This window comes from Mesorhizobium sp. M1A.T.Ca.IN.004.03.1.1 (assembly GCF_003997555.1).
Classification (GTDB): domain Bacteria; phylum Pseudomonadota; class Alphaproteobacteria; order Rhizobiales; family Rhizobiaceae; genus Mesorhizobium.
Map to the genome: position 1 here is coordinate 1,145,942 of NZ_RZTV01000001.1, position 17,797 is coordinate 1,163,738.

Here is a 17,797-nt window from a genome sequence, read left to right on the forward strand (position 1 = left end):
TTACCTCCCCGGCCGTGCCCAAAGCCTATTCCGCCGCCACGCTCATGCGCATGCGCTCCATCTCGATCAGCGCGCGGCGATACTCGACCGGCATGATTTTCCGGAATTTCGGCCGGAAGCTTGCCCAATTGTCGAGGATCTCGCGGCCGCGCACCGAGCCCGTGTAATGGACGTGGTTCGAGATCAGCTGATAGAGCCGCTCCTCGTCATGGCTTGTCATGTCTCCGGAGACGTCGACGCGTCCCTTATGGTCGAGGTCACCGCCATGATGGAGCAGCTTCTCCATCAGGTCGTCCTCTTCCGGAACGGGCTCCAGCTCGACCATCGCCATGTTGCAGCGTTCGGCGAAATCGCCCTTCTCGTCGAGCACATAGGCGACGCCGCCCGACATGCCGGCGGCGAAGTTGCGGCCCGTTTTGCCGATGACCACGACGATGCCGCCGGTCATGTATTCGCAGCCATGGTCGCCGACGCCTTCGACAACGGCAACGACGCCGGAATTGCGCACCGCGAAGCGCTCGCCGGCGACGCCGGCGAAATAGGCCTCGCCCTCGGTCGCGCCGTAGAGCACCGTGTTGCCGACGATGATCGAGTCGGCCGCGACGATCTTGGCCTCTTCCGGCGGCCGGATGACGATGCGGCCGCCCGACAGGCCTTTGCCGACATAATCGTTGCCGGCGCCGACCAGCTCGAAGGAAACGCCGCGCGCGAGAAACGCACCGAAAGACTGGCCAGCCGTGCCGGTGAGCTTAACCTGGATCGTGTCCTCGCGCAGGCCTTTGTGCTTGAAGCGCTTGGCGACTTCGCCCGACAGCATCGCGCCGGCAGAGCGGTCGACATTGCGGATCGGCAGCTCGATGCTGACCGGCTGCTTGGCTTCCAGCGCCGGCTTTGCCAGCTCGATCAGCTTGCGGTCGAGCACGTCGTCGATCGGATGCTTCTGCCGCTCGGTCCAGTGCAGCGCCTCAGCCGGCGCCTCCGGCTTGAAGAACATCTTCGAGAAGTCGAGCCCGCGCGCCTTCCAGTGCTGGATCACGTCGCGCTTCTCCAGAAGGTCGGTGTCGCCGATGATCTGGTCGAGATGGGTGAAGCCCATTTCGGCGAGCAGCGCGCGCACCTCCTCCGCCACGTAGAAGAAGAAGTTGATGACATGCTCCGGCGTGCCCTTGAAGCGCTTGCGCAGCACCGGGTCCTGCGTCGCCACCCCGACCGGGCAGGTGTTCAGGTGGCACTTGCGCATCATGATGCAGCCGGCCGCAATCAGCGGCGCGGTCGAGAAGCCGAACTCGTCGGCGCCGAGCAGCGCGCCGATGATGACGTCACGGCCGGTGCGCAACCCGCCGTCGACCTGCAGCGCCACGCGGGAGCGCAGGCCGTTGAGCACCAGGGTCTGATGCGTCTCGGCGAGGCCCATTTCCCACGGGCTGCCGGCATGCTTGAGTGAGGTCAGCGGCGAAGCGCCGGTGCCGCCGTCGTAGCCGGAGATGGTGATGTGATCGGCGCGCGCCTTGGCGACGCCCGCCGCAACCGTGCCGACGCCGACCTCCGAGACCAGCTTGACCGAGACATCGGCCGCCGGATTGACGTTCTTCAAGTCGTAGATCAGCTGAGCCAGATCCTCGATCGAGTAGATGTCGTGATGCGGCGGCGGCGAGATCAGGCCGACGCCTGGCGTCGAGTGTCTGACCTTGGCGATGGTGGCGTCGACCTTGTGTCCGGGCAACTGACCGCCCTCGCCGGGCTTGGCGCCTTGGGCCACCTTGATCTGCATGACGTCGGAATTGACCAGATACTCCGCCGTCACGCCGAACCGCCCCGACGCGACCTGCTTGATCGCCGAGCGTTCCGGATTCTTGCCGCCGCCGGGCAGCGGCAGATAGCGGTCGGCCTCTTCGCCGCCCTCGCCGGTGTTCGACTTGCCGCCGATGGCGTTCATCGCGCGCGCCAGCGTCGTGTGCGCTTCCCGGGAGATCGAGCCGAAGGACATCGCCCCGGTCGAGAAGCGCTTGACGATCTCGGCCGCCGGCATGACGTCTTCGATCGCGACCTTCTTGCGGCCGGTCTCTTCCGCCAGCTTGATCTCGAACAGGCCGCGGATGGTCTGCGCTCTAGCTGTCGCGCTGTCGATCTGCGCCGAATACTCCTTGAACGTGTCCCAGGAGCCCTGGCGCACGGCATGCTGCAGGCTGGCGACCGCATCCGGCGACCACATATGCGCCTCGCCGCGCATGCGGAACATGTATTCGCCGCCGACCTCGAGATTGTTGCGCAGCACCGGGTCGTTGCCGAAGGCATCGGTATGGCGGCTGAGAGTCTCGGTCGCGATCTCGTCCAGCCCGACGCCTTCGATCAGCGTCGCGGTGCCGGTGAAATACTTCTCGACGAAGTCCGACTTGAGCCCGATGGCGTCGAGGATCTGCGCACCGCAATAGGACTGGTAAGTCGAGATGCCCATCTTGGACATCACTTTGAGGATGCCCTTGCCGATCGACTTGATGTAGCGGGAGACGACCTCGTATGCGTCGACCTCCTCCGGCAGTTCGCCGCGCCTGTGCATGTCGAGCAGCGTGTCGAAGGCGAGATAGGGGTTGATCGCCTCGGCGCCGTAGCCGGCCAGGCAGCAGAAATGATGCACCTCGCGGGGCTCGCCGGATTCGACGACCAGTCCGACCGCGGTGCGCAGGCCCTTGCGGATCAGGTGATGGTGCACCGCCGCCGTCGCCAGCAAAACCGGAATGGCGATGCGGTCCGGCCCGACCTGGCGGTCGGACAGGATGATGATGTTGTAGCCGCCCGCGACCGCCGCCTCGGCGCGCTCGCAGAGCCGGTCGATGGCGCCTTGCATGCCGGCAGCGCCCTCGTTCGAACCGTAGGTGATGTCGATCGTCTTGGTGTCGAAGCGGTCCTCGGTGTGTCCGATGGAGCGGATCTTCTCGAGATCGCCGTTGGTGAGAATCGGCTGGCGCACTTCAAGCCGCTTGCGGCGCGATGTGCCGATCAGGTCGAAGATGTTCGGCCGCGGCCCGATGAAGGACACCAGGCTCATCACCAGTTCCTCACGGATCGGGTCGATCGGCGGATTGGTGACCTGAGCGAAGTTCTGCTTGAAATAGGTGTAGAGCAGCTTCGACTTGTCCGACATCGCCGAGATCGGCGTGTCGGTGCCCATCGAGCCGACCGCTTCCTGGCCGGTAGTGGCCATCGGCGCCATCAGAAGCTTCGTGTCTTCCTGTGTGTAGCCGAAGGCCTGCTGGCGATCGAGCAGGCTGACATCCTTGCGCAGCGCCCGCGGCTCGACCGGCTTCAGCTCTTCAAGAATCAACTGCGTGTTGGCGAGCCAGGTCTTGTAAGGGTGCCTGGTCGCGATCTCCGACTTGATCTCCTCGTCGGAGATGATGCGGCCCTTGGCCAGATCGATCAAAAGCATGCGGCCGGGCTGCAGCCGCCACTTCTGCACGATCTTTTCCTCCGGCACCGGCAGCACGCCGGCTTCCGAAGCCATGATGACGCGGTCGTCGTCGGTGACGATGTAGCGAGCCGGACGCAGGCCGTTGCGATCGAGCGTCGCGCCGATCTGCCGCCCGTCGGTGAAGACGACCGCCGCCGGCCCGTCCCACGGCTCCATCAGCGCGGCGTGGTATTCGTAAAACGCCTTGCGGTCGGAATCCATGAGCTTGTTGCCGGCCCAGGCTTCCGGGATCAGCATCATCATGGCGTGGCTTAAGCTATAGCCGCCCTGAAACAGGAATTCGAGCGCATTGTCGAAGCACGCCGTGTCGGACTGGCCTTCATAGGATATCGGCCACAGCTTCGAGATGTTGTTGCCGAACAGCTCGGAATCGACCGAGGCCTGACGCGCCGCCATCCAGTTGTTGTTGCCGCGCACCGTGTTGATCTCGCCGTTATGCGCGACCATGCGATAGGGATGCGCCAGCTTCCATGACGGGAAGGTGTTGGTCGAGAAGCGCTGGTGGACGAGGATCAGCGCCGTGTCGAAGCGCGGATCCTTGAGGTCCTTGTAATAGGCGCCGACTTGGTAGGCGAGGAACATGCCCTTGTAGACGATGGTGCGCGCCGACAGCGACACGCAATAGGCGCCGACATCCTTGTTGTCGTTCTCGGCATAGATGCGGCCCGAGATCACCTTGCGCAGCAGGTAGAGCCTCGCCTCGTATTCCTCGTCGTCCGGAATCTCGGCCGTGCGGCCGATGAACACCTGGCGATGGAACGGCTCGGAGGCGACAATCTCCGGCGCCTTCGACAGCGACGAATTATCGACCGGCACGTCGCGGAAGCCGATCAGCGGCAGCCCTTCGGACTGGGCCGATTCGGCGATGATGTCCTCGATATGGGCGCGAAGTGCTGCGTCCTGCGGCATGAACCAGTGGCCGACGCCATATTGGCCGGCCGGCGGCAGTTCGACGCCGTTTGCGGCCATCTCATCGCGGAAGAACCGATCCGGAATCTGCACCAGCACGCCGGCGCCGTCGCCGACCAGCGGATCGGCGCCGACAGCGCCGCGATGGGTGAGGTTTTCCAGCATCGCCAGACCGTCCTCGACGATCTGGTGCGACTTTACGCCCTTCATGTTGGCGATGAAGCCGACGCCGCAGGCGTCATGCTCGTTGCGCGGATCGTAGAGGCCCTGCGCGATCAAACCATTGGCGGTGGTACCAGTTTTGACGGCTGCCGCTTTCGTCTGCGCGGCCTGGCCGTTGATCGCAGATGGCGTCAGTTCCGTCATCGTCCTGTCCTCCGTTCCGCACCCTTGGCGGTGATTTCCCTCGGGGCGCTGGTTTGCCTTGGGAAGCACGATGCCTCCCTTCGTCCTTGCTGCACGTCTCGCGAAATTCTTGCCGAACCATGCGGCCATACGCCCGGTTCGCATCCGGTATCGTACAGGCCAGAGCGGTGCCGTCTACCCGCCGCTCGCGACAATGGCCGGAATGGCAGCGATGATATGCCAGTCCAGCCTGTTTTGTGCGACAAAATAAGACAGCACTACTGTCCTAAATTTTTTATGGCAGAAATCCCGCACCTGCACAAGACCGATTCACAAAATTCTCGGGCGTGCCGCGACACAAAATTTCGCGAAGGGATCAAAAAACGCAACCTCTAGTCAGTCGTTACGGCCCGGCTGGCTTCACCGTTTTGCGAAAGATTGGCCCTTGCGCTTCGCGCGCCAAAGCAGTCAAGTCGCGCCGCTTTCCGCCAATCACAATACGGACCTCTCGATGTTCTTTGCATCCGACAACTGGGCGGGCGTTCATCCCGACATTTCGGCGAACCTCTCCCGCCACGCGGCCGGCATCGCGACCGCGTATGGCGACGGCGACCTGGACCGCACCGTCTACCATCGCTTCAGCGAGATCTTCGAGCGGGAAGTTCAGGTGTTCTTCGTCGCCACCGGCACCGCGGCCAACGCGCTTTCGATGGCGGCGTTGAACCGTATCGGCGGCATCGCCCTTTGTCATTCCGAAGCGCATATGAATGTCGACGAGTTCGGCGCGATGGGCTTCTACACCGGCGGCGCTCGTACGGCGCCGGTTGCGGGTCCCCTGGGGCGCATCAACCCGCAGGCTCTCGACAATGCCATCAAGCGCTATTCGCAGGATCTTGCGCCGGCCGGCCAGCCGATGGCCGTGACGATCACCCAGGCGACCGAGGTGGGCACCGTCTACACCGTCGACGACGTCAAGGCGATTGCCGAGGTCAGCCGTAGGCACAAGCTGCCGCTGCATATGGATGGCGCGCGCTTTGCCAATGCGATTGCCGCGACCGACGTCACGCCGGCGGAAATGACCTGGAGGAGCGGCGTCGACTTGATCTCCTTCGGCGGCACCAAGAACGGTTGCTGGATGGCCGACGCGGTGGTGATCTTCAACCCGGAAGTCGGCGGGGATCTGCGCCTGCTTCGCCAGCGCGCCGGACAGACCTTTTCCAAGGCGCGCTTCATCTCGGCGCAATTCGAAGCCTATTTCACCGACGACCTTTGGCTGAGGATGGCGCGGCATGCCAATGCGATGGCGGCACATCTCGCCGAGACGATCGAGGACGCGCCGGCGGGCAGGCTCGCCTGGCTGCCGCAGGCCAACGAAGTGTTCGCAATCTTCGACCGCGCTCTTGCCGAAAAGCTGCAGACCGCCGGCGCCAAATTCTATGAATGGGGCGTGCCGCAGGGTTTCGATGGCCATCTCGGCGACAAGGAAGCAATCTACCGTTTCGTCGCCAGCTTCGCCACCACCACCCAAGAGATCGACCGTCTCGGCCAACACCTCTCGCAATGATCAGGCGAGCAAAGGCCCCAGCGACAGTTCGAGGCCAAGCAGGATCAAAAAAGCCAGAAAACATCGGCGAAATGTCGCCGCGTTGATTTTCTGGCGCAGGATTAATGTCACAAAAAAGCGGCGCCCTTCCGGCGCCGCTTTCGTCTCGGGAGGGAGACGTTTCTTACACCGAGCCCGCGGCTTACGCGGCGGCCTTGGCCTCGATCTGCTTGGCCTTGTCCGAAGACGAGGTGATCGCGATCTTGCGCGGCTTCAGCTCTTCCGGAATGTTGCGCTTGAGGTCGACGAAGAGCAGGCCGTTCTTCAGCGTGGCGCCCTCGACCTCAACGTGGTCGGCGAGCTGGAAGCGACGCTCGAAGGCGCGCGAAGCGATGCCGCGATAGAGCAGCTCGGAACCCTCGCCATTGTTCTCTTCCTTGCGCTCACCCTTGACGGTCAGCACATTGCGGTGCGCCTCGATCGAGATCTCGTCTTCCGAGAAGCCGGCAACCGCCATCGAGATGCGATAGGCGTTCTCGCCGGTGCGCTCGATGTTATAGGGCGGATAGGTCTGCGCGCTCTCGGGCTGGCCGAGCGTATCGAGCATGGTGAACAGCCGGTCGAAACCGACGGTCGAACGATAAAGCGGGGAAAAATCAACGTGACGCATGATGTGTTCTCCTGTTGAGCAACATGGTTTGCGTTTGACCCGGTACGAAACCCTCGAAAGGCGCTCCGGATAGGCCAGCGGCCCCGACATCGGCGGCCGCAACCTCCATTTGGGAAGCGGAAAAGCCCATTTCAAGAACTTCGCGCACCAACTTTCCCTTCGATTTTTTCGCTCGATGAACGCCAGATGAACCGAGGCTTCGGCATCCGTTCAGCCGGGGCTCGCTAGGCTGCAGTCAACAATACGGACATGCGGCGCCTCGATCGGTGCGCCGCGGCGAAGCCGACCGGGTGTAACGTCCCTTCCTCCCGGATCGACAGAGGCCGGAAGCGCGCCGCAGGTGCTTCCGGCCTTCCCGTTCAGGAAAGCGCGTATCCCGGACCTTTGCTTTTGGCGCATGGGCGTCTATCACCGTGGCGACGCCTGGCCCGCTCGGGCAAGAAGCAATCAACGAAGCGCCGAATGACGGACCTTTTCTATCTGACTGAGGGCAATCCGCCGCCGCAGAACGCTGCCGGCGGCTTCTTCACCACCCGCGACGGCAGGAAGATCCGCTACGGCGTTTTCGCCGCCGTCGCCCGCCCGCTCCAGGGCACGGTGGTGCTGCTGACCGGCCGCAACGAGTGCATCGAGAAATATTTCGAGACCATCCGCGATCTCGCCGACCGCGGATTCGGCGTCGCCACCCTCGACTGGCGCGGCCAGGGCGATTCCAGCCGCCTGCTGCGCGACCGGCAGCGCGGCTATGTCCGCAGCTTCCGTGACTACACCCGTGATCTCGAGCAGTTCTTCGAGGAGATCGTGCTGCCCGATTGCCGCGGTCCCTATTACATCCTCGCCCATTCGACGGGAGCAGTGATCGCGCTGCTTGCCTCGCCGTCGATGGTCAACCGGGTGCGGCGCATGGTGCTGATCGCGCCTTTCCTGGCCGTGCCCGACTTGCGGGTTTCGATCGCCACCATAAGGCGCGTCTGCGCGGTGTTCTGCGCGCTGGGCCTCGGCCGCCTCTATGCCGCCTGGGGGCCGCGCCCGAAATTGCCGACGCCCTTCGAAATGAACAAGGTGACGTCCGACCCGGAGCGCTACCGGCGCAATACCGACATTTACAGGGCCTGGCCCCACCTTGGACTCGGTGGTCCGACCATCCGCTGGCTGAAGGCCGCAGCCGCAGCCGCGGAAGCGGTCAGCGATCCCGATTTCATGGCAAGCATCCAGGTACCGACGCTGATCGTCGCCGCCGGCGCCGACCAGGTGGTCTCTACCAAGGCGGTCGAATCCTATGCCAGACGGCTGCGCGTCGGCTCTTTGTTGATGATCGACGGCGCGCATCATGAGATCCTGCAGGAGAGGGATCTCTTTCGCGAGCAGCTCCTGGCGGCCTTCGATGCTTTTGTTCCGGGAACCGGCGACGCTGCCTGATCACGGAACGACGCCGCGGATCAGCCGCGCAGCGCCGCCATTGCCGCGGCGTGCAACTCCGGCGTCGCCGCCGCCAATATGTCGCCGCCGTTTTCCGCCGGCCCGCCTTCGAAGGTGGTGACGACGCCGCCCGCCTTCTCGATGATCGGGATCAGCGCCACGATGTCGTAGGGTTTCAAACCCGGATCGGCCACGATATCGACGCTGCCCGCCGCCACCATGGCGAAGGCGTAGCAGTCGGTGCCGTAGCGGGCGAGCTGCACCTGTTTCTCGAACTCGTCATAGCGGTTGCGCGCCGCGCCCTTGAACAGCGCCGGCGTGGTGGTGAACAGGGTCGCCTGCGAAAGCTGCGTCGTCTTGCGCGTCGCGAGCTTGCGCGGGCCACCCGGGCCTTCGTAATGCGAGCCGGAGGCATTGGCATAGAACAGCTCGCCGGTGAAGGGCTGCGACATCAGGCCGGCGACGGCATCGCCGTCGATCGTCAGTCCGACCAGCGTTCCCCAGACCGGCAGGCCGGAAATGAAGGCGCGTGTGCCGTCGATCGGGTCGATGACCCAGACATGCCGGCTCGAAATGTTCTCGCTGCCATGCTCTTCGCCGAGGATGCCGTGATCGGGATACTCCGCCGAGATAAGCGCCCGGATCGCCCGCTCGGCCTCGCGATCGGCTTCCGTCACCGGATCGAAGCTCTCCGCCAGCTTATTGGCGACTGCGGCCTGGCTGCGGAAGCGAGGCAAGGTCTCGGCGGCGGCGGCACGCGCGATGCGCCGCATGAAGTCGATGCTGATATCCAACCCACTCTCCCCGTTGCGGCAACCATCCGGCAGCTGCTGTCTTCTTGTCGGACCGGAGCGTGCAACCGGGTCAGGCGCCCTCGCCTGTTGCCTCAAAGTCACACGTCAGGCGCCGAAACCGGATTTGCACATCATATTGAATTAAAAAAGCCTGAAGTCGATTGACATTTGTGCATCGCACAATACTTTTGTTCTCGGACAGCTTATCCTGTCCATGCCCTCCTTGGGCGTTTCCTCCCTAGACTTCGACCGTGTCGTGAAAACGATGCGGTCTTTTTTTGAGCCGCGGATCGCAGCGCTGCCGTCATTCGGCGGCGAGCGGCAGGTCGAGGAAATGATGGCCGGGCATCGAAATCAGTTCGGCCGAAAACCGCGTCAGGTCGTCGGCTAAAGCGTCGAAGCCGGCCGATTTCTGGAATGTCCGCTCGTTCATGTAGAGCCCGCGATTGACCTCGATCTGCAGCGCGTGGAGATGACGCGCCGGCCGCCCGTAATGCTCGGTTATGAAGCCGCCGGCATAAGGCTTGTTATAAGCGACAGCGTAGCCCATTCCGGTGAGCAGGCCGATCGCCCTCTCGGTTAGAGCCGCGCTGGCGGAAATGCCGAAACGATCGCCGATGATGAAGTCCGGCCGCGCGCCATTGTCGCCGACCCGGACGCTGGCCGGCATCGAATGGCAGTCGATCAGCACGGCATAGCCGAACCTGGCGTGGGTCCTGGTCAATAGCCGCTTCAGCGTCTCGTGGTAGGGCTTGTAGACGGCCTCTATGCGTCCCACGGCCTCGGAGAGCGGCAGACGCCCGGGATAGATATCGAGCCCTTCCCCCACCAGCTTCGGCACGGTGCCCAGCCCGCCCGCCACGCGGGCAGAGCGGATGTTGCAGAAGGACGGCACCGGCTCCGCGAACATGCGCGGATCGAGTTCCCACGGTTCGCGATTGACGTCGAGATAGGCGCGCGGGAAATTTGCCGCCAGCATGGGCGCGCCGAGCGCGACGGCGCCGCCGAACAGCTCATCGACATAGCAATCCTCCGACCGGCGTATGGCGTTGCGGTCGAGCCGCACCATGGCCAGGAAGCGCTCGGGATAATGGCGGCCGCTATGCGGCGAGTTGAACAGGAAAGCTACGCGTTGCTCGGCGCCCGACCGGATTTCGAAGGGTGGTGTGACCGAAAAATCCTCGGCTGCCGTCTTCAATTTGAACGAACCAGGACGAAGCACTGCATCATGATGCGAAACTGACATCTTGCGCCCGGCATGTCCAGCATTTCAGCCCCGCGAAACGCACAGTCGAAGTGGTCGCGACAAGGCCAACGTTCACTTGATGTTTACCGTCTCCTCCTCATATACAGGATGGTTAACGGGCTTGCCCGGCGGCAGGCTTGGGGCGGGTGATTCGGACGGGATACGATGGCACGCATTCTTCTGGCGGAAGACGACGACGATATGCGCCGGTTCCTCGTCAAGGCGCTGGAACGCGCCGGCTACCAGGTGAGCGATTTCGACAACGGCGCCAGCGCCTATGAGCGGCTGCGCGAGGAGCCTTTTTCGCTGCTTCTGACCGACATCGTCATGCCGGAGATGGACGGCATCGAGCTTGCCCGCCGCGCCACTGAGATCGATCCGGATCTCAAGGTCATGTTCATCACCGGCTTCGCTGCCGTCGCGCTCAATCCGGATTCCAAGGCGCCCAAGGACGCCAAGGTGCTGTCGAAGCCGTTCCATCTGCGCGATCTCGTCAACGAGGTCGAGAAGATGCTTCAGGCCGCCTAAAGGGTTTTTCCGGCCGGCGCATGTCGTCCAAAACGGCGCAGCGGCTGGGAAAACGACATCCACAAAACAAAGATCTAAGCGCGTCACTCGAACCCGTTTCGACGCGACGCGCTTTAGGCATCGGCGCTTCCGCCGCTGCGGCGAAACGGAGCTTTCTTTTCTTGTTCCTGCTATTGACGTGCCGGACCAAAAATGGTGTATGCGCGGCTTCGGATGGGCGTGTAGCTCAGCGGGAGAGCACTGCATTGACATTGCAGGGGTCACAAGTTCAATCCTTGTCACGCCCACCATCCTTTCAATAACTTAGCTAACCCAATGTGCCGATTGGCACAGAAACTCCGGGGCGAAGATTTCCAACCGCACTCCGGAACCAAAGCGGACGCGTTCCGTTGCACGCCAAATGGGGACTGGCTGCAATGGCCGAAGACGACGACCGTTTCTGGAAGGTCTATATAGATTCCATCAAATTGCGCGCCGAGCGGTATCGGCTTCGAGCCGAAGTCGATGCCGAACGGCAACAAGCGCGACGGATCCGGTGCAATCGGCCCGAGAGCGAGCCTGGATATTCCGGCAAGGCCCAGAAGATCTAACGCACCGTGCAACTGATCTGACGCTCGCAAGTTAACCTTCATCGTCGGCAACCAGCAAAGGACGCCGGCGGGTGAGAGACAGCGACCGCGCTCCCGTCTGAACCAAGACCGGAGACGCGTCATGCGAGACCAAATTCCCGACAACCCACGTCCGCGCCCTCTTCAAGCCGAGAGCGACAGGAAGCTCCTCGCCCAAACGAGAGATGTGATCAATCGTTCGAGGCAGAAGCTCATCGACACAGAACCGCAGATCGATCCGCACCGGTTGAAGCGGATTTCTCGCAAAGTCCCTGGGGTCTAAACCTGGGCCTGCGGGACGTGCGCTACTGCCGATCGGCCGGCCTACTGATGGTCCGTGACGGCAGTGCCCACCCCTTCCAGCTGAAGTTCGACTGCTGCCGGTCCAAGCCCGATATCAAAGTTACGCTCTTCGCCAGCGGCAGGGGAAGCGAGAGGCGTATCCCTCTCAGACGCCCGAGACGGCGCACAGCGCTTTCATTCTAGCGACGGCGAGATCTGGATCGGCCAGCAATCCCGCCTGATCGGCGAGGCGGAAAACATCGGCGTAGTGGCAGACGCCGCGTGCCGACTGCATGCCGCCGACCATGGTGAAATGATCCTGGTGGCCATTCAGCCAGGCCATGAAGACGATGCCTGCCTTGTAATATTCCGTCGGGGCTTCGAAGATCTTGCGCGACAGCGGCACGGTCGGCGCCATCAGCGCGTCATAGCCGGCCCGGTTGCCCTCGGCGAGCCTGGCCAACGCGGGGTTGGCCACCGGGGCGATGGCATCGAAGATGCCGAGCAGCGCATGCGAGTGCCTCTTGCCGTCGCCCGCGATCAACTCCGGATAGTTGAAATCGTCACCCGTGAACATCACCACGCCTTCAGGCAGGCGGTCTCGCAGCAGCACCTCCTTGCCTGCGTCGAGCAGCGACATCTTTATGCCTTCGACCTTGTCGGCGTGCCGCTCGATGATGGCGACCACGGTGTCCAGGGCGGTATCGAAATCATTGCTGCCCCAATAGCCCTTGAGCGCCGGATCGAACATGTCGCCCAGCCAGTGCAGGATCACCTTGCCGGAGGCTTGGCTGAGGATCCGGTCGTAGACGCGGGCATAGTCGTCCGGGCCTTTGGCCGCGGCCGCCAGCGCGCGGCTTGCCATCATGATCGCCTTGCCGCCCTCGCCTTCGATGAAGGCGAACTGCTCCTCATAGGCTCGGATCACATCGTCGAGCGTCCTTGCCGCGGCCGGCGCCAGATGGTCGGTGCCGGCGCCGGAGGCGAGATCGGCGCCTTTCACCGTGCGCGCCTCGGCGATCGAGCGCCGGATCAGTTCTTTCGCGCTCGCCCAGTCGAACCCCATGCCGCGCTGCGAGGTGTCCATCGCCTCGGCGATGCGGAAGCCGAGCCGCCACAGATGATGACGGAATGCCATGGTCTTGTCCCACTCGACCGCCGGCCGCGACCAGGGATCGGTCATGGCGAAGGGGTTGGCGACGACATGGGCGGCGGCATAGGCGAGGCGCGGGAAATCCGCGCCGATGATGGGCTGCGCCGGTTGGCCGACCAGCCGGTAGCCGACACGATCGCCATTCTTCGCAGGCAGGATGATGTCCATCGAAATCTCCCTTTGTGGCAGCCTATAGATGGAACGTTCCAATAAATCAAGAACCTTTATGATCCCTGCGACTGAAGCGATCCAACGCAGCGCTGCGGCCCTAAACCCATACATTTTCTGGCCATCGATCAATTTTTCGAAATCGACATGATTCCCAGTTGACTCCGGTTTGACGCAATGTTTAGAACGTTCCAATAAATTTTAGCGCCGGACGCGGAGGAAGCACGGATATGGCCAGCCGGGCCAAGGCGACGATCCTGGACATCGCCCGCGAGGCCGGCGTGTCCAAATCGACGGTATCGCTCGTGCTGCAAGGCAGCGGGCTGATCCGGCCTGAGACCGCGGTCAAGGTCCGCAAGGCGATCGAGGATGTCGGCTATGTCTACAACCGCGGCGCCGCCAACCTGCGCAAGGCGCATTCCAACGTCATCGGCATGGTGATCAACGATCTCACCAACCCCTTCTTCGCCGAGCTGGCGGTTGGCATGGAGCGCGTCTTTCAGGCCGCAGGCATCGTGCCCTTCATCGCCAACACCGCGGAAAATCCGGTCCGCCAGGAAGAAGTGCTGAAGTCGCTGCTGGAACAGGGCGTCGCCGGTCTGATCGTCTCGCCGGCGCGCGGCACCACGCCCGGCGCCTTCCGCCGCATCGAGGCTGCCGGCGTGCCGGTCGTCTTCGCCATGCGCCGCCTGCCCGAGAGCCGCATCCCGGCAATCGCGCCCGACAACCATCGCGGCGCCTATCTCGCCACCCAGCATCTGATCGGCAAAGGCCACCGCCGGCTGGCTTTCTTCGGCGGTTCGTCCGACCTCGTTGTCTATCACGACAGGCTCGGCGGCTTCATCGAGGCCTGCGAGGCGCTTGGCATCCCGGCCGCCAACCGAACGATCGTCGAAGGCGAGACCAGCCGCAGAGGCGGCATGGCCTGCCTGGAGACCGCGCTTGCGGCAGCCGAGCCGCCGACAGCCGCGCTTTGCTTCAACGACGCCGTCGCTTTCGGCGTCATGCTCGCGCTGCGCAAGCGCGGCCTGGAGGCCGGGGCCGACTTCGCCGTGGTCGGTTTCGACGACGTGGCCGAAGCCGAGCACTACATGCCGGCGCTGACCAGCGTCGCCGTCGACACCCCAGGCCTCGGCGAGCGCGCCGCGCACGTCATGCTGAAGATGATCCAGTCGCGCACGACGCGCGCCGAGGACCATATCGGCGCGGTCAGCCTCGTCGTCAGGGAAAGCTGCGGCCCGAGCCGCAGCGCGCACGGCACTGGAATGGGAGACGCGGCATGAGCGTGAGATGGGGCCTGATCGGCGCGAGCACGATCGCCAGGCAGTTCATGATCAACGCCATTCGCGCGCAGGCCGACGGCGAGGTTGCCGCCGTGATGAGCTCCAGCGCAGAGCGGGCTCAAGGCTACGCCAAGGAAAACGGCATTCCTAAAGCCGTCTCGACGCTCGATGCGCTGCTTGGCTCGGACATTGATGCCGTCTACATCTCGACCACCAATGAGCTGCATCTCGAACAGGGGCTGGCCGCCATCAAGGCCGGCAAGCATGTGCTCTGCGAAAAGCCGCTGGCGCTGACCAGCGCCGATGCGCGCAAGATGGTGGCGGTGGCCAGGAAAGCCGGCATCGTGTTCGGCACCAACCATCATCTGCGCAATGCCGGCGCGCACCGCGCGATGCGCGAGGCAATCGCAACCGGCCGTATCGGCAAACCGATCGCCGCGCGTGTCTTCCATTCCGTCTATCTGCCTGAAAGCCTGCAGGGCTGGCGCATCACCAGGCCTGAAGCCGGGGGCGGCGTGGTGCTCGACATCACGGTGCATGATGCAGACACGCTGCGCTTCGTGCTCGGCGACGATCCGGTCGAGATCTCGGCCTTCACACAGTCGGCCGGCATGGCCGGCGGCGGGCTGGAGGACGGCGCGATGTGCATCTGGCGCTTCAAGTCCGGCGTCATTGCGCAATCGCATGAAGGCTTCACGACCAAGTTCGCCGGCATCGGTTTCGAAGTGCATGGGTCGGAGGGCTCGCTGATCGCCACCGATGTGATGACGCAGAAGCCGGTCGGCTCGGTGCTGCTGCGCACTGCAAATGGCGAGGAAGAGCTGAACTTCGATCGCGAGGACCTCTACACCCGCTCGCTGCGCCAGTTCCATGCCGCGATCCGCGGCGAAGGCCAGCCTTCGGCCACCGGCGAGGACGGCATTTGGTCGCTGGCATCCGCCGAAGCAGCACTACAATCATCGAAGACCGGCAAGGCCGTGATCATCGATCCGCAACTCGGGAGCCTCGCGTGAGCAAGCTCGTCACGGCAGCGCATGCCGCCAGCCTGATCAAGGACGGCATGGTTGTCTCGGTGTCGTCCTCGAGCGGCCTCGGCTGCCCCGACGCCGTGCTCGCCGCGATCGGCGAGCGCTTCGATGCGGAAGGGCATCCGAGAGCGATCACCACGCTGCACCCGATCGCCGCCGGCGACATGTACGGCATCAAGGGCATCGACCATCTCGCCAAGCCTGGCCTGCTCAAACGCACGCTCTGCGGCTCGTATCCGTCAGGCCCCTCCTCCGCCGAGCCGCCGCGGATCTGGCAGATGATCGGCGACAACTCGGTCGCGGCTTACAACGTGCCCTCCGGCATCCTCTTCGACATGCATCGCGAGGCGGCCGCCAAGCGTCCCGGCGTGCTGACCAAGGTCGGCCTCGACACTTTCGCCGACCCTCGCCACCAGGGCTGCGCCATGAACGCCGCCGCCAGCGAGCCGATCGTCTCGGTGCAGCAGTTCGACGGCGAGGAGTGGCTCTATTTCCGCGCCATCGTCCCCAACGTCTCGATCATCCGCGCCACCTCCGCCGACGAGCGCGGCAACCTCACCTACGAGCATGAGGGCGCCTATCTCGGCGGTCTCGAACAGGCATTGGCTGCCCGCAACAATGGCGGCATCGTCATTGCGCAGGTTAAGCGCATCGTCGAGAACGGCACCCTCAAGCCGCACGATGTGCGCGTGCCCGGCGTCTTGGTCGACCATATCGTGGTCGCGCCCGATCAGCTGCAGACGACGCAGACGGCTTACGACCCGGCGATCTCGGGCGAGATCTTCCGGCCGCTCTCCACCTTCCGCACCCCGGAGATGAACATCCAGAAGGTGATCGCGCGCCGCGTCGCCATGGAGTTGCGCGACGGCATGGCGGTCAATATCGGCTTCGGCATCTCCGCCAACGTGCCGCGCATTCTTCTCGAGGAAGGCCAGCACGGCAAGGTCACCTGGGTGATCGAGCAGGGCGCGGTCGGCGGCGTGCCGCTGCTCGACTTCAAGTTCGGCTGCGCCTCGAATGCCGAGGCGATCATGCCCTCGCCGCACCAGTTCATCTATTTCCAGGCCGGCGGCTTTGACGCCTCGCTCCTGTCCTTCCTGCAGATCGACTGCCACGGCTCGGTCAACGTGTCGAAGCTTTCGGCGAGACCGCATGTGACGGCTGGCGCCGGCGGCTTCGTCGATATCACCGCGCGGGCGAAGAAGATCGTCTTCTCCGGCTTCTTCAATGCTGGCGCCAAGATTTCGCTGGCGAACGGCACCCTCCGCATCGACCAGGAAGGCAAGGTGAAAAAGATCGTCGAGGAGGTCGAGCATATCTCCTTCTCCGGCAAGCGCGCGGTCGCGCAAGGCCAGGACATCACCTATGTCACCGAACGCTGTGTGATGAAGCTGACCCAGGCCGGGCTGATGGTGACCGAGCTGGCGCCCGGCATCGATCTCGAACGCGATGTGCTGGCGCAGGCCGACACTCCGCTCGCCGTCGCAAACGACCTCAAGATCACGCCGGCGTCGCTCTATCAGGATCGGCCGATCGGCCTGTCGCTCAACGGCGGCGCTTCACTTGGAGGCGCGCATGGCTGAGCGCCTCGTCACCTTCGAGCAGGATGGCGCGATCGGTACCGTGACGCTCAGGCGGCCAGAAAAGTTCAACGTGCTCGACATTCCGATGCTGCGCGCGCTCGAAGCCGCGCTCGACAAGGCCGAGCTGGCCGAGGGTGTCCGTGTCGTGCTCATCAGCGGCGAAGGCAAGGGTTTTTGCGCCGGCGGCGACGTCGAGGCCTGGGCACAATTAAGCGCCGCCGATTTCCAGGTTCAATGGGTGCGCTACGGCCATCGTGTCTTCGACCGGCTGGCGCGGCTTCGGCAACCGACCATCGCCGTGCTGTCCGGCCATGCGCTGGGCGGCGGCTTGGAATTGGCCGCCGCCTGCGATTTCCGCGTCGCCGAAACCCAGATCAAGCTCGGCTTTCCCGAAACCTCGATCGGCGTCGTGCCCGGCTGGTCTGGTACGCAGCGCGCCGTGCGCCGCTTCGGCGCGCAAACGGTGCGGCGCATGGCAATAGGGGGCGAAGTCCTGCTGGCGAACGAGGCGCTTGCCCTCGGCGTCGTCGACCGCGTCGTCGAAACCGGCAAGGCCTTGGATGAAGCAAAAGCCTGGGGAGAAAAGATCGCCGAGCGTGGTCCGCTCGCAACCGAGGCCGCCAAGCTGATGATCGGCATTGCCGAAGGCGAGGAAGACGCCGCCGCGACGGAAGCGCTGGCCAGCGGCTTCATTGCGCTCACCGGCGATCTCAAGGCCGGTGTCGGCGCCTTCAAGGCCAGGCACAAGCCGGACTTTTCGAGATCTTGA

13 protein-coding genes and 1 tRNA gene are annotated in these 17,797 nt (G+C 63.9%); 9 read left to right on the plus strand and 5 right to left on the minus strand.

Features of this window, described 5'->3' with window-relative positions; all coding sequences use genetic code 11:
* Window positions 1–25: 25 nt before the first annotated feature.
* Window positions 26–4,744 carry a glutamate synthase large subunit gene (gene gltB, locus EOD29_RS05460; RefSeq protein WP_127246085.1) on the minus strand — a complete coding sequence of 1,573 codons (4,719 nt, stop codon included), beginning with the start codon at window positions 4,742–4,744 and terminating at the stop codon, window positions 26–28.
* Window positions 4,745–5,234: 490 nt separating this feature from the next.
* On the opposite strand from gltB, the gene EOD29_RS05465 reads away from it, so the two are divergent.
* On the plus strand, window positions 5,235–6,287 hold the full coding sequence (locus EOD29_RS05465) for a low specificity L-threonine aldolase (RefSeq protein ID WP_127246086.1): 1,053 nt from the start codon (window positions 5,235–5,237) through the stop codon (window positions 6,285–6,287).
* A 181-nt stretch (window positions 6,288–6,468) separates the two neighbouring features.
* Here EOD29_RS05465 and EOD29_RS05470 read toward each other — a convergent pair whose 3' ends face one another.
* The gene (locus EOD29_RS05470) at window positions 6,469–6,936 is read right to left on the minus strand and encodes an Hsp20 family protein (protein ID WP_067002526.1); all 468 of its coding nucleotides are present in this window, start codon (window positions 6,934–6,936) and stop codon (window positions 6,469–6,471) included.
* A gap of 462 nt (window positions 6,937–7,398) precedes the next feature.
* Between EOD29_RS05470 and EOD29_RS05475 the strand changes: the two genes are divergently transcribed.
* A complete protein-coding gene (locus tag EOD29_RS05475) occupies window positions 7,399–8,355 on the plus strand; it encodes an alpha/beta hydrolase (RefSeq protein WP_127246087.1) in 957 nt (318 codons plus the stop codon).
* Window positions 8,356–8,375: 20 nt separating this feature from the next.
* Here the strand turns inward: EOD29_RS05475 and hisN are convergent, their stop codons facing one another.
* Together hisN and EOD29_RS05485 are read right to left on the minus strand one after the other, a co-directional pair.
* Entirely contained in the window at window positions 8,376–9,149 is a 774-nt protein-coding gene (gene hisN / locus EOD29_RS05480) for a histidinol-phosphatase (protein ID WP_127246088.1), read from the minus strand.
* 304 nt (window positions 9,150–9,453) lie between these two features.
* The gene (locus EOD29_RS05485; protein WP_127246089.1) at window positions 9,454–10,395 is read right to left on the minus strand and encodes an N-formylglutamate amidohydrolase; all 942 of its coding nucleotides are present in this window, start codon (window positions 10,393–10,395) and stop codon (window positions 9,454–9,456) included.
* Window positions 10,396–10,560: 165 nt separating this feature from the next.
* Here EOD29_RS05485 and EOD29_RS05490 point away from each other — a divergent pair, with 165 nt between their 5' ends.
* From EOD29_RS05490 to EOD29_RS35815, 3 genes are all read left to right on the plus strand, one after another.
* Window positions 10,561–10,923 (plus strand): response regulator, encoded by a 363-nt coding sequence (locus EOD29_RS05490; protein WP_006199474.1) that lies wholly within the window; start codon window positions 10,561–10,563, stop codon window positions 10,921–10,923.
* A gap of 215 nt (window positions 10,924–11,138) precedes the next feature.
* A tRNA-Val gene (locus tag EOD29_RS05495) sits at window positions 11,139–11,213 on the plus strand.
* 126 nt (window positions 11,214–11,339) lie between these two features.
* Window positions 11,340–11,513 carry a hypothetical protein gene (locus tag EOD29_RS35815; RefSeq protein WP_156751095.1) on the plus strand — a complete coding sequence of 58 codons (174 nt, stop codon included), beginning with the start codon at window positions 11,340–11,342 and terminating at the stop codon, window positions 11,511–11,513.
* Between the two features lie 466 nt (window positions 11,514–11,979).
* Here the strand turns inward: EOD29_RS35815 and EOD29_RS05500 are convergent, their stop codons facing one another.
* A complete protein-coding gene (locus EOD29_RS05500; protein WP_127246090.1) occupies window positions 11,980–13,134 on the minus strand; it encodes a dihydrodipicolinate synthase family protein in 1,155 nt (384 codons plus the stop codon).
* Window positions 13,135–13,364: 230 nt separating this feature from the next.
* On the opposite strand from EOD29_RS05500, the gene EOD29_RS05505 reads away from it, so the two are divergent.
* From EOD29_RS05505 to EOD29_RS05520, 4 genes are read left to right on the plus strand one after another with little or no spacing between them, the layout of a single operon-like run.
* A complete protein-coding gene (locus tag EOD29_RS05505; RefSeq protein ID WP_095800485.1) occupies window positions 13,365–14,417 on the plus strand; it encodes a LacI family DNA-binding transcriptional regulator in 1,053 nt (350 codons plus the stop codon).
* On the plus strand, window positions 14,414–15,430 hold the full coding sequence (locus EOD29_RS05510) for a Gfo/Idh/MocA family oxidoreductase (protein ID WP_127240047.1): 1,017 nt from the start codon (window positions 14,414–14,416) through the stop codon (window positions 15,428–15,430). The genes EOD29_RS05505 and EOD29_RS05510 overlap by 4 nt, the downstream gene beginning before the upstream one ends.
* Window positions 15,427–17,028, plus strand: coding sequence for an acyl CoA:acetate/3-ketoacid CoA transferase (locus tag EOD29_RS05515; protein WP_127246091.1), 1,602 nt, complete (start codon window positions 15,427–15,429; stop codon window positions 17,026–17,028). The genes EOD29_RS05510 and EOD29_RS05515 overlap by 4 nt, the downstream gene beginning before the upstream one ends.
* On the plus strand, window positions 17,021–17,797 hold the full coding sequence (locus EOD29_RS05520) for an enoyl-CoA hydratase/isomerase family protein (protein ID WP_127246092.1): 777 nt from the start codon (window positions 17,021–17,023) through the stop codon (window positions 17,795–17,797). The genes EOD29_RS05515 and EOD29_RS05520 overlap by 8 nt, the downstream gene beginning before the upstream one ends.

What these genes read in the sequence shown, in the direction of transcription:
- gltB (WP_127246085.1), bottom strand. Translation starts at nt 4,744, where the DNA reads ATGACGGAACTGACGCCATCTGCGATCAACGGCCAGGCCGCGCAGACG.
- EOD29_RS05465 (WP_127246086.1), top strand. Translation starts at nt 5,235, where the DNA reads ATGTTCTTTGCATCCGACAACTGGGCGGGCGTTCATCCCGACATTTCG.
- EOD29_RS05470 (WP_067002526.1), bottom strand. Translation starts at nt 6,936, where the DNA reads ATGCGTCACGTTGATTTTTCCCCGCTTTATCGTTCGACCGTCGGTTTC.
- EOD29_RS05475 (WP_127246087.1), top strand. Translation starts at nt 7,399, where the DNA reads ATGACGGACCTTTTCTATCTGACTGAGGGCAATCCGCCGCCGCAGAAC.
- EOD29_RS05485 (WP_127246089.1), bottom strand. Translation starts at nt 10,395, where the DNA reads ATGTCAGTTTCGCATCATGATGCAGTGCTTCGTCCTGGTTCGTTCAAA.
- EOD29_RS05490 (WP_006199474.1), top strand. Translation starts at nt 10,561, where the DNA reads ATGGCACGCATTCTTCTGGCGGAAGACGACGACGATATGCGCCGGTTC.
- EOD29_RS35815 (WP_156751095.1), top strand. Translation starts at nt 11,340, where the DNA reads ATGGCCGAAGACGACGACCGTTTCTGGAAGGTCTATATAGATTCCATC.
- EOD29_RS05500 (WP_127246090.1), bottom strand. Translation starts at nt 13,134, where the DNA reads ATGGACATCATCCTGCCTGCGAAGAATGGCGATCGTGTCGGCTACCGG.
- EOD29_RS05505 (WP_095800485.1), top strand. Translation starts at nt 13,365, where the DNA reads ATGGCCAGCCGGGCCAAGGCGACGATCCTGGACATCGCCCGCGAGGCC.
- EOD29_RS05510 (WP_127240047.1), top strand. Translation starts at nt 14,414, where the DNA reads ATGAGCGTGAGATGGGGCCTGATCGGCGCGAGCACGATCGCCAGGCAG.
- EOD29_RS05520 (WP_127246092.1), top strand. Translation starts at nt 17,021, where the DNA reads ATGGCTGAGCGCCTCGTCACCTTCGAGCAGGATGGCGCGATCGGTACC.